The organism is Rhizobium sp. Leaf321, assembly GCF_001423215.1.
GTDB lineage: Bacteria > Pseudomonadota > Alphaproteobacteria > Rhizobiales > Rhizobiaceae > Neorhizobium > Neorhizobium soli.
This window is the reverse complement of the sequence record NZ_LMOF01000007.1, coordinates 534,054-546,764: the sequence shown is the minus strand read 5'-3', so window position 1 is coordinate 546,764 and position 12,711 is coordinate 534,054. Positions and strand designations below refer to the sequence as shown.

At 60.2% G+C, this 12,711-nt stretch carries 10 protein-coding genes; 5 read left to right on the top strand and 5 right to left on the bottom strand.

The genetic code is table 11. From position 1 onward, the window contains the following. Position 1 precedes the first annotated feature (1 nt). Both ASF70_RS15545 and fumC read right to left on the bottom strand, forming a co-directional pair. Positions 2 to 1,072 (bottom strand): GGDEF domain-containing protein, encoded by a 1,071-nt coding sequence (locus tag ASF70_RS15545; protein WP_062580889.1) that lies wholly within the window; start codon positions 1,070 to 1,072, stop codon positions 2 to 4. Positions 1,073 to 1,336: 264 nt separating this feature from the next. Then, positions 1,337 to 2,728, bottom strand: a complete 1,392-nt coding sequence (gene fumC / locus ASF70_RS15540; RefSeq protein ID WP_062580887.1) for a class II fumarate hydratase — start codon at positions 2,726 to 2,728, stop codon at positions 1,337 to 1,339. Positions 2,729 to 3,103: 375 nt separating this feature from the next. Between fumC and ASF70_RS15535 the strand changes: the two genes are divergently transcribed. Next, a complete protein-coding gene (locus tag ASF70_RS15535) occupies positions 3,104 to 5,110 on the top strand; it encodes a L,D-transpeptidase family protein (RefSeq protein WP_082471953.1) in 2,007 nt (668 codons plus the stop codon). A gap of 67 nt (positions 5,111 to 5,177) precedes the next feature. On the opposite strand, the gene ASF70_RS15530 is transcribed toward ASF70_RS15535, so the two are convergent. After that, on the bottom strand, positions 5,178 to 5,846 hold the full coding sequence (locus tag ASF70_RS15530; RefSeq protein ID WP_062580885.1) for an HAD family hydrolase: 669 nt from the start codon (positions 5,844 to 5,846) through the stop codon (positions 5,178 to 5,180). 186 nt (positions 5,847 to 6,032) lie between these two features. Between ASF70_RS15530 and rpiA the strand changes: the two genes are divergently transcribed. From rpiA to ASF70_RS15510, 4 genes are all read left to right on the top strand, one after another. Continuing rightward, positions 6,033 to 6,728 (top strand): ribose-5-phosphate isomerase RpiA, encoded by a 696-nt coding sequence (gene rpiA / locus ASF70_RS15525; protein ID WP_062456553.1) that lies wholly within the window; start codon positions 6,033 to 6,035, stop codon positions 6,726 to 6,728. Positions 6,729 to 6,747: 19 nt separating this feature from the next. After that, a complete protein-coding gene (locus tag ASF70_RS15520) occupies positions 6,748 to 7,335 on the top strand; it encodes a DUF2059 domain-containing protein (RefSeq protein ID WP_062580883.1) in 588 nt (195 codons plus the stop codon). Between the two features lie 135 nt (positions 7,336 to 7,470). Further along, complete coding sequence (gene gor, locus ASF70_RS15515) at positions 7,471 to 8,859, top strand: glutathione-disulfide reductase (RefSeq protein WP_062581433.1); 1,389 nt, start codon at positions 7,471 to 7,473, stop codon at positions 8,857 to 8,859. Between the two features lie 187 nt (positions 8,860 to 9,046). Next, positions 9,047 to 10,420 carry a 3-deoxy-7-phosphoheptulonate synthase class II gene (locus ASF70_RS15510; protein WP_062580880.1) on the top strand — a complete coding sequence of 458 codons (1,374 nt, stop codon included), beginning with the start codon at positions 9,047 to 9,049 and terminating at the stop codon, positions 10,418 to 10,420. Between the two features lie 66 nt (positions 10,421 to 10,486). Here ASF70_RS15510 and ASF70_RS15505 read toward each other — a convergent pair whose 3' ends face one another. Continuing rightward, positions 10,487 to 12,223 carry a pilus assembly protein TadG-related protein gene (locus ASF70_RS15505; RefSeq protein WP_062580878.1) on the bottom strand — a complete coding sequence of 579 codons (1,737 nt, stop codon included), beginning with the start codon at positions 12,221 to 12,223 and terminating at the stop codon, positions 10,487 to 10,489. Position 12,224: 1 nt separating this feature from the next. Further along, complete coding sequence (locus ASF70_RS15500) at positions 12,225 to 12,644, bottom strand: TadE/TadG family type IV pilus assembly protein (RefSeq protein ID WP_062456567.1); 420 nt, start codon at positions 12,642 to 12,644, stop codon at positions 12,225 to 12,227. Positions 12,645 to 12,711 lie beyond the last annotated feature (67 nt).

Sequence of the window (12,711 nt, the reverse complement as noted above, 5' to 3'; positions counted from 1 at the left end):
GTCACTTCTTGTAGATCAGCCAGCTTTTGCTGACGTAATCCTTGGTCATGTTGTCTTCGTAGAAGATCGTCCGGTTTCGTCCGGAGTTCTTGGCATGATAGAGCGCCGTGTCTGCGCGGGCGTAGAGATCGCCCGGATCGGCTGCCTGCGAGGCCATCGAGTATCCGAGCGAGATGGTGACTGGCCCATAGTTGATGCCCGAGCGGGAATTGCGGAAGGCGCGCGTTTCGAGAGCACGACGCACCCGCTCGCAGATGATCATGACCTCGTCGGGTGTGTTGCCCTGAACGATGATCGCAAACTCCTCGCCGCCTGTGCGTGCGACGAAGACTTCCTTGCGGACGTTCGAACGGATGACCGAGGCGACGGTCGACAGGATCTTGTCGCCGACCGGATGGCCGTAGCTGTCGTTGATCTTCTTGAAATTGTCGATATCGGCAAGGACCAGCGCCGTCACGGGCAGGCTTGGCGCATGGTCGAAGATCGTTGCCAGGCGCTCGTCGAAGGCGCGTCGGTTGGAAAGCCGCGTCAGGGAATCGGTATTGGCGATCCGCTTGTACTCGTCGAGTTCGCGGCGAACCTGATCCATTTCCTGCGAGCGTTGCTCCATGTCGCCGGCGGTCTTTTCGCCCTGCGCGATCTTGTCGCCGGTCGCATCGTTGAGAAGGCTGACGGCATTGCGGATCAGTTCGCTCGAAAAGCTGCTTTTGGCATTGATACGGACGGCGGTCTCGCCAAGAAGACGGCTGTAGCTTTCGAGCGACGCCTGTTCCTGACGCAACAGCTTCAAAACGGAGTCCAGCTCCGTCAAGATGCGGTCATGCGCCTTCTCGATGACATCGACCTGACCCGTTCCCAGATGCCGGGCAGAAAGGTCGTCGAGTTCCTCTTGCGTCGCGCGTGAGCCCAGCGCCGCAAGATCCTGTGCCAGCTCGGGGTTGGAGCCGATGTAAGCTTCATAGAATAGCTGATAATTACGCGGTATCGAAGCGACCCCCATCGCCCGAATTGCGTATATGACTTGACTGATCAAATCACTGGATTGCGCCTTCGGCGCCACACCCGTCGTCATCGACGACCCCCACTAGACCTCATCCACTGTGTGGATAAATTTATATGTGACGAATATTGGAAAACAATTAAGAGCAGTTTGTATTTGCGCAATTTTGTACGCGTTATTTTAATTATGATTCTATGTTATATTGCGTGAAAGTGCAAATCTTGGCTGAGCTTGCCATGCGAGCAAAACATATGGTTCGATCTAGCTCATTCCGGATGTAATCTTGACGACGGGGCCTATCGGTTGACCGACCCCGTCATCGCTATTGCGACCGATTTACTTGGGGCCGATCATGTTCTCCGGACGGACATACTGATCGAACTCCTCGTTCGTCAGATAGCCACCGCCAACGGCTTCCTCACGCAGGGTGGTGCCATTCTTGTGCGCGGTCTTGGCGATCTTCGCGCAGGTGTCGTAGCCGAGCCTGGAATTCAGCGCGGTGACCAGCATCAGGGAGTTTTCGACGCCCTTGCGGATATTGTCTTCACGCGCTTCGATGCCGACGACACAGTTGTCGGTAAAGGAAACGGCAGCATCACCGAGCAGCTGAACCGACTGAAGGAAGTTGTAGGCCATCATCGGATTGTAGACGTTCAGCTCGAAATGCCCCTGGCTGCCGGCGAAGGTGAGGGCAGCATGGTTGCCGAAGATGTGGGCGCAGACCTGTGTGAGCGCTTCCGACTGCGTGGGGTTGACCTTGCCCGGCATGATCGACGAGCCCGGCTCGTTTTCCGGCAGCGACAGTTCGCCAAGGCCGGCACGCGGACCGGAGCCCAGGAAGCGGATGTCGTTGGCGATCTTGAACAGCGCCGCAGCGGCCGCATTGATCGCGCCGTGCGAAAACACCATCGAGTCGTGTGAAGCGAGCGCCTCGAACTTGTTCGGCGCCGTCACGAAGGGCAGGCCGGTGATCTTCGAGATTTCGTCGGCGACCTTTTCGGCAAAGCCGACCGGGGCGTTGAGGCCTGTGCCGACTGCAGTGCCGCCCTGAGCAAGCTTGGAGAGCGCCGGAAGCGTCAGCTCGATATTGGCAATGGCTGAGGCGACCTGCGCCGCATAGCCGGAAAATTCCTGGCCGAGCGTCAACGGCGTCGCGTCCTGCGTGTGGGTGCGGCCGATCTTGATGATGTGGGCGAAAGCCTTCACCTTGGCTTCCAGCGCCTCATGCAAGTGCTTGAGCGCCGGCAGGAGGTGGCGGACGATGGTTTCGACGCAGGCAATGTGCATGGCCGTTGGATACGTATCGTTCGACGACTGGCTCATGTTGACGTGGTCGTTCGGGTGCACCGGCTTCTTGGAGCCCATGACGCCACCGAGGACTTCGATCGCCCGGTTGGAGATCACTTCGTTGGCGTTCATGTTCGACTGCGTGCCGGAACCGGTCTGCCAGACCACCAGCGGAAAATGATCGTTGAGTTTGCCGTCGATCACTTCCTGGGCAGCGTCGACGATCGCCTTGCCGACGGTCTTGTCAAGGCCTGCCAGTTCCATATTGGCGACGGCTGCGGCCTGCTTGACGATGCCGAGCGCACGAACGACGGCCAGCGGCTGCTTTTCCCAGCCGATCTTGAAGTTTCCAAGCGAACGTTGCGCCTGAGCGCCCCAGTAGCGGTCTGCGGCCACGTCGATCGGGCCAAAAGTATCGGTTTCGGTGCGCGTTGTGGTCATCGTGTCGCCTCTGTCTCCCATGCCCGCGAACGCGGGCGAACTATCGCGTGCCGGGCACGAAACCGGCGCCGGCATTACTATACCATTACCGGGTGACTTCAAGCGCAGCCGGGGTCGATTTGTGACCGTGTCCGCGTGCCATTTCGGTCACGCCGCGTGGAATTGTGCCCGATGGAACAATGGTCGGCCAAATAAACTAGGTTACCCATTGGTGAAAATTTAACGAATAATTTCTTAATCTTCGCCGGCGTTCGCGTATGCTTTGCCGCTCAGATCCGGCTTTGTGTGCGCTCGGGCGTTTCTTTCCACAGGCCACGCGATCGGATAGATGGCGGGCTGCACGAATTGATCCCGCAGATTTGCAAGCGGGTGGAAATGACGGGGACAAAATTGCCGCAAGATACCAAAAAGACTTCGCTCGCTCTGGCTTTGGTTTCCGGAATTTCGGCCTTTGCCGTCCTGGCCGGCCCCGCCAACGCCCTGACTCTGATGGATTTCCTGAAAGGCGGCCCTGGCAAGAGCCGCGCCGCCGACAACGGCGTTCCGGGTGTGACGACTGTTGCTCCTACCGAAAAGGCGCTGGCCGATCCCGAGCCGCTGCCGAAGGTGTCCGGACCCCGCTACTATACGTATAAAGCCGATGCCAGCCGGGCTGTGCAGACCGCAGGCTTTGCCGCGGCTTCAGCGACCGATGCGACCCGCCTGATCGCGCAGGCAAAGGTTTCGGCCCCGTCTGCGATCGCGTCCGCACTCGAAGCGTATTACAGCAAGAACGCAGCTCCGCTCTGGGTCTCCGGCGGCGATGTCAACGACCATGCGCGGGCGCTGATCAGCGTGCTGGAAAAGGCCGCCGACTTCGGTCTCGATCCCGCCGACTACGCGTTGAAGGTTCCGAACCTGACGACCGCCAGCGTCGCGCCTGCCGAAGCGCCGGTCGCGTCGGCTGAAGCCGAGTCCACTGTCGACCCCGCAGCGGCGCCGGAAGCTGCAACCGCCACACCCGTCGCTGCCACGCCGGACACAGCTACCACCTTGGCTGAGACGCCTGCCGTAGCATCACCTGCCGCCGGTCCGGCCGAGGGTCACGACCGCGATCTGATGCAGTTCGAGCTTGCTCTGTCTGCCAAGGCATTGACGTTTGCGCAGGATATGACGCGCGGGCGCATCGATCCGAACAAGATCTCCGGATTCCACGACTTCAAGCTGAAGACCGTCGATCTGAATGGCGTCATGGCGTTCCTGGCGACAGGTCAGGAACCCGGCGCCTATCTTGCAGGCCTTGCTCCGCAGGATCGGCATTTCACGGCTTTGAAAGCCGAGCTTGTCAGGCTGCGTGCTGAAGCTGCGAGTGAAGCGACCGCCGTGAAGCTTCCGGACAATCTGCTCCTGAAGCCGGGCAACAGCAGCCCTGATCTGTCAGCTGTTGTGGCGGCGATCCAGCATTCGGGGTCCGATGCGCTGAAGACCAAGCACGAAGCGACGCTTGCGAGCTACCAGCAGACGCCGGAATACACGCCCGAGCTGGTCGATCTGGTCAAGACGTTCCAGAGCGAAGCAGGCCTGAAGGCCGATGGCGTCATCGGTGCGGCGACCGTTCGCAAGATGGTCGGCCATACGTCGCAGGACAAGATCGAAAAGCTTGTGGTCGCCATGGAACAGGCGCGCTGGCTGCCGAGCGATCTCGGTCAGCGCTACGTGTTCATCAACCAGCCTGCATTCCGCGTTTACTACAACGAGAACGGCGCCGAGCAGTTCTCGATGCGCACAGTTGTGGGATCGAAGGCGCATCAGACGTTCTTCTTCCAAGACGAGATCGAGACTGTCGAGTTCAACCCATACTGGGGCGTGCCGCAGTCGATCATCGTCAACGAGATGCTGCCGAAGCTTCGCGCGGACCCGTCCTATCTCGATCGTCTCGGCTATGAAGTCGCGGTCAATGGCAAGGCGGTGCCGTCGCGCAGCGTCAACTGGTACACTTCGACCCAGAACGTCTCGGTCCGTCAGCCTCCGTCGAGCGACAATGCTCTCGGCGACCTGAAGATCCTGTTTCCGAACGCCCATGCGATCTACATGCATGACACGCCTTCGAAGAGCTTCTTCCAGCGTGACATGCGTGCGCTCAGCCATGGCTGCGTGAGACTTGCAGAGCCGCGCAAGATGGCTGCGGCCGTCCTCGGCATTTCCGAGCAGGAGGTCGATGCTCGGATCGCCGGTGGTGAAAACGTTGCGGCCAAGGTCACCGCAAAGATCCCGGTCTACGTTTCCTACTTTACCGCATGGCCGAACAAGGACGGAAAGGTCGAGTATTTCGACGACATCTACGATCGCGACGCGGCCGTGAGAAAGGCATTCGAGGCAACCACGAAGGCACGTTCGGCTTAAAGCTGGAAAGCATGACGTCCATTTGGAAACGGCGGCCTTCGAGCCGCCGTTTTCGTTCGTATCGACTTCATATCATCTGCCGGATGACCTGGACGGTCAGATCGTCGAAGTGATCAATGACGATGTCGGCGTTGAGGTCCACGGCGGGGACGTCGGAATAGCCGAAGCTGACGGCGATCGAACCAATCCTTGCATTTTGCGCGGCGAGGATGTCGTTGATGCTGTCGCCGATCATGATGCTGCATGCCGGGTCGGCGCCTGCCTTCTCGATCGTGCCGAGAATATGCCCGGCATCGGGTTTGCGGACCGCAAACGTGTCTCCGCCAGTGATGACGTCGAAACGCGAGGCAAGGCCAAGGCCCTGCATCAGCGGCAGCGCCAGTTCTTCCAGCTTGTTGGTGCAGACGGCGAGCCGGACACCTGCGCATGCGAGGCGATCAAGACAGTCGATGACACCGGGATAGACCTTGCTCTTGCCCGGCATATTCGCCTTGTAATGCGCCATGAAGCGATCGAAAAGCCGCGCCGCCAGTTCGTCGTCGAGCGGCGTGTTGCGCAGGTGGAAGGCGCGGGCGATCATCATCCGCACGCCTTGGCCGACGAGATGGGTGATGTCCTCATAGGCGACAGGCTGCAGATCGGCCGCGGCAATCGTGTGATTGAGGCTATCGATGAGATCGGGCGCGGTATCAACGAGGGTACCATCCAGATCGAAGATGACGAGGGGAGTTTTCACGGGTGCCTCTTGGTTTCGATGAATGCCGGCTGGAATATCAACACAGAAAAAGCAAGGCAGCGACTAACACGGATCCGGCGACGCCGCAAAACCTCAGCAAGCCTGTGTGCAAGACGTTAGGCTCTTTCGTTTGTCAAAAGAGCCGTGTAAACAGCGACCGCAGGAACATTCTGGAGCTTTTGGCGGATGGACGCCCGAGAAATGAAGGTCAAGGCGGCTGAGGCTGCGCTGGGATATGTCGAAGACGGAATGCGTCTTGGCATCGGCACAGGCTCGACTGCCGAAGAGTTCGTTCGTCTCCTCGCCGAAAAGGTGCATGGCGGCCTGAAGGTTCTCGGCGTGCCGACCTCGGAGCGGACCGCCCGCCTTTGCGTCGAACTCGGCGTTCCCCTCAAATCGCTCGACGAACTGCCGGAGCTCGATCTGACGATCGACGGCACCGACGAGGTGGACGGGAACCTGACCCTGATCAAGGGCGGCGGCGGGGCTTTGCTGCGTGAGAAGATCGTCGCGGCGGCGTCTGCTCAGGTGATCGTGATTGCCGACGAAAGCAAGGTCGTGGAAACCCTCGGCGCGTTTCCGCTGCCGATCGAGATCAATCCGTTCGGGATGGCCTCGACACGCATTGCCATCGAAAAGGCGGCCTCCAGGCTCGGCCTTTCCGGCGAACTGAAGCTGCGCCGCGGTGGCGAAGATGTGTTTCGCACCGACGGTGGGCACTATATTCTTGACGCATCTTTTGGCCGCATTCCTGATGCAGAGGCCTTGTCAGCTCAACTTCATCTCATTCCCGGCGTCGTCGAGCACGGGCTGTTCATTCACATCGCGTCCTTTGCGATCATCGCCGGCGAGGCTGGTGCGCGGACGTTGAAGGCGAAATAACCTTAGGAGCAATCAACCCATGATCAAATTCGCGGTTCTTGGCCGTGCTGCCGCCCTCGCAATTGTGATGTCCGGCGCCGTTTCCGTTTCTGCTCAGGCCCAGGAAATTCCTGAGGCCCATATGGCGGCTGCGCGCGATGCTATCGCTTCGCTCAACGTCACCGATCGGTTCGACAACATTCTGCCCAACATGGCCGAAGCGTTGAAGGGTCAGTTTATCCAGTCTTCGCCGAACTTCCAGGAACAGATCAACGCCATCGTCGACGAAGAGGCGCTGGCGCTTGCTCCGCGTCGTGCGGATCTCGAAAAGGAAGCCGCGACGATCTACGCCAAAAGCTTTTCCGTGGATGAGCTGAAGACGATCTCGACCTTCTTCACGACCGAAGCCGGCAAGAAGCTTTTGAACAACCAGCCGCTGGTTGCCCGCGAACTCGGACGTGCGGCTGAAATCTGGGCCAACGGCATTTCGCGCGACCTGAACACCCAGGCGACCGCCAAGCTGCGCGGCGTTATCGATGCCAACCCGATCAAGGCACCTGTCGTCGATACGCCGGCACCTGCGGCGGCTGGCGCCAAGCCGGCTCCGACGCCTGCTGCCAAGCCCTGATCGACTGATCCAAAAGACTTCTGAAAAGCCCGGAGAAATCCGGGCTTTTGTTTATGGCGGCTGCAGCATTATATGTGGCTGGCACCTATCTATGCCCCAAGCATCCCACCCATGTTCTTTCTTCAGGAGCCTGCCATGACCGCCTATGACTATGACCTGTTCGTGATCGGTGCAGGCTCCGGTGGCGTCAGGGCAGGGCGCGTGGCCGCATCGCTCGGCAAGAGGGTCGCCGTGGCCGAGGAATATCGGTTCGGCGGCACCTGCGTCATCCGCGGCTGCGTGCCGAAGAAGCTGCTTGTCTACGCGTCGCAGTTCTCGGAGCATTTCGAAGATGCTGTCGGCTTCGGCTGGACGGTCGGCGAAACCAGCTTCGACTGGAAGAAGCTGATCGCGGCCAAGGATGCCGAAATCGCGAGGCTCGAGGCGATCTACAAGCGTAATCTCTCCAATAGCGGCGCCGAGGCGATCGAAGACCGGGCCGAGCTTGTCGATGCCCATACGGTGCGCCTGGTGAAATCCGGAAGAACCGTGACGGCGGACAAGATCGTGATTGCCACGGGCGGCACGCCCAACCCGCATGTGGCCCTTCCCGGCTACGAGCTCTGCATCTCGTCCAACGAGGCTTTCGATCTGCCGGAACTGCCGAAATCGATCCTGATCGCCGGCGGCGGTTATATCGCGGTGGAATTCGCCAACATCTTTCATGGCCTCGGCGTCGAGGTGACGCTGATCTATCGCGGCCAGGAGATCCTGTCGCGGTTCGACCAGGACATGCGCCACGGACTCCGCAAGGCGATGGAAGACAAGGGGATGCGGGTCATTCTCACCGACGTGATCGCCGAGGTGACGAAATCTCCGGCCGGTCATCTCATCGCATCGACCATGGGCGGCGAAACGCTTGCCGTTGATACGGTGATGCTGGCGCTCGGTCGTGATCCGAACACCGATGGTCTGGGACTTGAGGCTGCCGGTGTCGAGGTGGACGAGCTCGGAGCCATCGTCGTCGACGAGTATTCGCGCACCAATATAGAAAACATCTATGCGCTCGGCGATGTCACCAACCGGGTACAGCTGACGCCGGTCGCGATCCATGAGGCGATGTGCTTTATCGAGACCGCGTTCAGGAACAACCCGACCAAGCCGGATCACGAGCTGATTGCGACGGCGGTGTTCTCGCAGCCGGAGATCGGCACGGTCGGTCTTTCGGAAGAGGAAGCGGCCAAGCGCTATGCCGAGCTCGAAGTCTACCGCGCGGAATTCCGGCCGATGAAGGCAACGCTCTCCGGCCGGCAGGAAAAGACGATCATGAAACTGATCGTCGATGCCGAGAGCCGCAAGGTGATCGGATCCCATATCCTCGGCCACGAAGCCGGAGAAATGGCGCAGCTGATCGGTATCTGCCTCAAGGCCGGGGTGACGAAGGACGATTTCGACCGCACGATGGCGGTGCATCCGACGGCCTCGGAGGAACTGGTGACCATGTACACTCCGAGCTACCGCATCAGGAATGGCGAGCGGGTCTGAGATCTGTTTTGACCGGGACGAATATAATTTAGCAATGTGAGATGGTTCGACGTCGTTTGTTGCACTGGTGGAAGCCCGGCCGGGCGCTTATCTACCCGCTATGCAAACGAGGCCGTTCGGTCTATAAGCCCCGCAAAATTTGAAGCTTTGCCCGGCGGGGGAGCCGGGGTGGAAACAGGTGAGTATCATGGCGCAGAACTGGACCCCGAGCACGTGGCGGAACAAGCCCATCCAGCAGGTTCCGGACTATCCGAACATGGCTGCATTGGAAGCAACCGAGGCACAGCTTTCCACATTCCCGCCGCTCGTCTTTGCGGGTGAGGCTCGCCGCCTGAAAGCTCAGCTTGCCAAGGTGGCGGAAGGCGATGCCTTCCTTCTGCAGGGTGGCGACTGCGCCGAAAGCTTTGCCGAGCACGGCGCCGACAATATCCGCGACTTCTTCCGCTCGTTCCTGCAGATGGCCGTCGTGCTGACCTATGGTGCGCAGCTTCCTGTCGTGAAGGTCGGCCGGATCGCCGGTCAGTTCGCAAAGCCGCGCTCGTCCAATATCGAGAAGCAGGGCGATATCGAACTGCCGTCCTACCGCGGCGATATCATCAACGGCATCGATTTCACCGAGGCGTCACGCATTCCGAACCCGGAGCGCCAGCTGGATGCCTATCGCCAGTCGGCGGCGACGCTGAACCTTCTGCGTGCGTTCGCAATGGGTGGCTATGCCAACCTCGAAAACGTCCACAAGTGGATGCTGGGCTTCGTGAAGGACAGTCCGCAGGGCGAGCGTTACCGCATGCTGGCCGGCCGGATCAGCGAGACAATGGAGTTCATGCGGGCGATCGGCATCACGGCCGACAACCAGCCGAGCCTGCGCGAGACGGATTTCTTCACCAGCCATGAAGCTCTGCTTCTCGGCTATGAGGAAGCTTTCACGCGCGTCGATTCGACGTCCGGCGACTGGTACGCAACGTCGGGCCACATGCTGTGGATCGGCGACCGCACACGCCAGCTCGACCATGCGCATGTGGAATACTTCCGCGGCATCAAGAACCCGATCGGCCTCAAATGCGGTCCCTCCCTGCAGCCGGACAATCTGATCCAGCTGATCGACGCGCTGAACCCGGCCAACGAGCCGGGCCGGTTGACGCTGATTGCGCGCTTCGGCCACGACAAGGTTGCCGATGGCCTGCCGAAGCTGATCCGTGCCGTCGAGCGCGAAGGCCGCAAGGTCGTGTGGTCCTGCGATCCGATGCATGGCAACACGATCACGCTCAACAACTACAAGACCCGTCCTTTCGAGCGGATCCTGTCGGAAGTGGAAAGCTTCTTCCAGATCCACCGGTCGGAAGGCACCCATCCGGGCGGCATCCATATCGAGATGACCGGCAAGGATGTGACCGAATGCACCGGCGGCGCCCGGGCGGTGACGGCCGGCGATCTGCAAGACCGCTACCACACGCACTGCGATCCACGCCTCAATGCCGACCAGGCGCTGGAACTGGCGTTCCTCCTCGCCGAGCGTATGAAAAGCGGTCGCGACGAGAAGCGAATGGTCGTCAACGGCTGAACCCCGGTTCGACGCAACGCAAAAGGCCGGCGTTAAAACGCCGGCCTTTTGCGTTTCAACGGTCGCCTACTGGACGAGAACGGGGTTGCGGCAGGACGCGCCACCGACCTGGACATCCGCTTCACCAACGCGCACGCCGAGGGTCAGCAGGACGTTGTAGAGGACGGTGTCGACCGGGGTCATGGCCGCACCGAGCGTGGCGCCGACGGCAGAGATAATGGGTTGCGGCAGCCCGAGCCCAAGGCCGAGAAGGTCTACCCGCACAACGAGCTTGGAAAGCAGGCTCGTCGTCAGCGACTCAAGTACGTTCTTGACCGACGTCGACTTTACCCTGTTCGCGCTGATATCCGCCGGCGAGAACGTCAATCGCTCTGTCTTGAGATTGGTCGACGTGGTGTCCGCCATGGCGGAGACCTTGAGAAGAAGGGTCGAGATGATGTCGGCTCGCGTGACACGCGGATCTTTGCCGAAGTTCGTGAATGCAGTCGTATCGACGTCGCCCAATGCGATCGACGCGATGCCCGGGACGGCGTCGACATCGACGGAGGCGCTGTTGGCCGCGCCCGTACAGGTGATCCCGGCAAGCCGTCCTTCGGCATAGGCAACTTCCAGGTAGAGGGGGACGCGGACCTTGAGCCCGAGGATCGCCTGGAGGCCATCAACCACGACCTCGACCGCCACGCGTGTCTGAGCGGTGCGGACGATCGTGCCCGGCGCTCCAACTGCAAGGTAGGACGACCCGACCGGCGGCTCCCCGATCGCAACGGTCACCTTGGACGATGCGACACCGGGAATGGATGTCCCAAGGTCGACAGAGAGCTGCTTGCCGCCGCTGGCAGCGGTTGCGGCCGCCGACAGCAGATCGAAGACGCTGGTGTTGACAGATAGTCCACTCGATTGGCCGATCAGCTTTTGAGATACGGGTCCCAGCTTCAGCGTATCCTCGAGCTTGACCATGACCTTCGTCTTGTTGAGCGTCTTTTCGAGATTGGAGAGGACCGTCGAGACCGAGGGGGTAAGTCCGGTCGTCTTGCCGAGGGCTCCGACGAACTTGCCATAGTTGATGTCGGTTGTGAGAACATCCGCGTAAGTCCCTGACTGGAGACCAAGATCAAGAGCAAGCTGGTCGATCGTCTTCAAGGCATTGACCTGGGCATCGGCGAGCGCCCGATAATCCATCGCCTTCAGGGAAATCGTCGTTCCGAGCATCTGGCCAAGCAGGGCATTGAGGACACCCTCGTTGACGCTTGCCAAACGACTGCCGATCGAGAAGGACGCAAGCTTATCCGTTGCTGCTGTGCCGGATGCAGCAAGCGCCGGCGGGGTGGTGAGACTTGCCCCGAACATCAGGTTGCTCTTGCTGCGGAGCGTCAAGCGGACCGCATCGGGCGGTGTTGCGCCGGCGACAAAACGGTTCGCGGCAGGCTGCGCGGGATCGGGTACATAGCGGCCCCTGGTGATCTCGGCATAGCTGCCATAGGCTTCGAGCGCCGTCTTGGGGTTGAATGGGACAACCCCCTTGGCCGTCAGCAGGCCGCCGGCGCTGACGACGCCAATGCTTTGACCGTTCATCGCGAAAAAGTCGAAAGCGGATTTTTCTGCAGTCGAAATGTTGGCCGCTGCTGCAATCGCGGCGAGGTCGGCGCTTGCCTGCAACTGCCGCTGCTGCAGCGTCAGGCTGCCATAGTCGACGCCGAGTGCCAGCGCTCCGATGGCAAGCGGCATGGCAAGTGCTGCAGTAATGGCAATGTTGCCGGCCCGGTCACCGGCGATAGTCTGACGACGCTTCAGGCGGAAAAACATCTCATATGCCTCCGATCCGCATGGTCGAATAGCGCCTTATGTGCTTGTCCGGCATGGCGTAGCTGTAGAGACTGAAGATCGGCAGGGTACTTGCGTCGTATTCGATCGAAACGGTGAACTGGTTGGGGTTGCTCGGGTCGCTTTGCACCTTCGTCGTGAAGTTCTTCTTGTCGAGAAGCGCATAGTCCATCGTCGACTTGGTGAGATACTCCTGCACCAGCTTCTGGCGTTCGCTGGCATCGAGGCCGGCAACAGCCGTGCGTGCCGCATCCGCGGCAATCTGCTGCACGGCGTGAGCCGCAGCGAGGTAGACGCCATAGCCGATCAGGCTGAAGAGCATCAGAAGCAGGACCGGTGCGATGATCGCGAATTCGACGGCGGAACTGCCCGAACGGCATCGCAGCAAGGATCGGATTCTCATCACCAACTCCCATTGTATGAGTATATTCGAATATAATGGTATGCGGTTATAAAGAATCCATGAATCG

Excerpts from the sequence above, each read along its gene's own strand:
- ASF70_RS15545 (WP_062580889.1), bottom strand. The coding sequence starts at position 1,072 with ATGACGACGGGTGTGGCGCCGAAGGCGCAATCCAGTGATTTGATCAGT.
- fumC (WP_062580887.1), bottom strand. The coding sequence starts at position 2,728 with ATGACCACAACGCGCACCGAAACCGATACTTTTGGCCCGATCGACGTG.
- ASF70_RS15535 (WP_082471953.1), top strand. The coding sequence starts at position 3,104 with ATGACGGGGACAAAATTGCCGCAAGATACCAAAAAGACTTCGCTCGCT.
- rpiA (WP_062456553.1), top strand. The coding sequence starts at position 6,033 with ATGGACGCCCGAGAAATGAAGGTCAAGGCGGCTGAGGCTGCGCTGGGA.
- ASF70_RS15520 (WP_062580883.1), top strand. The coding sequence starts at position 6,748 with ATGATCAAATTCGCGGTTCTTGGCCGTGCTGCCGCCCTCGCAATTGTG.
- gor (WP_062581433.1), top strand. The coding sequence starts at position 7,471 with ATGACCGCCTATGACTATGACCTGTTCGTGATCGGTGCAGGCTCCGGT.
- ASF70_RS15510 (WP_062580880.1), top strand. The coding sequence starts at position 9,047 with ATGGCGCAGAACTGGACCCCGAGCACGTGGCGGAACAAGCCCATCCAG.
- ASF70_RS15505 (WP_062580878.1), bottom strand. The coding sequence starts at position 12,223 with ATGTTTTTCCGCCTGAAGCGTCGTCAGACTATCGCCGGTGACCGGGCC.
- ASF70_RS15500 (WP_062456567.1), bottom strand. The coding sequence starts at position 12,644 with ATGAGAATCCGATCCTTGCTGCGATGCCGTTCGGGCAGTTCCGCCGTC.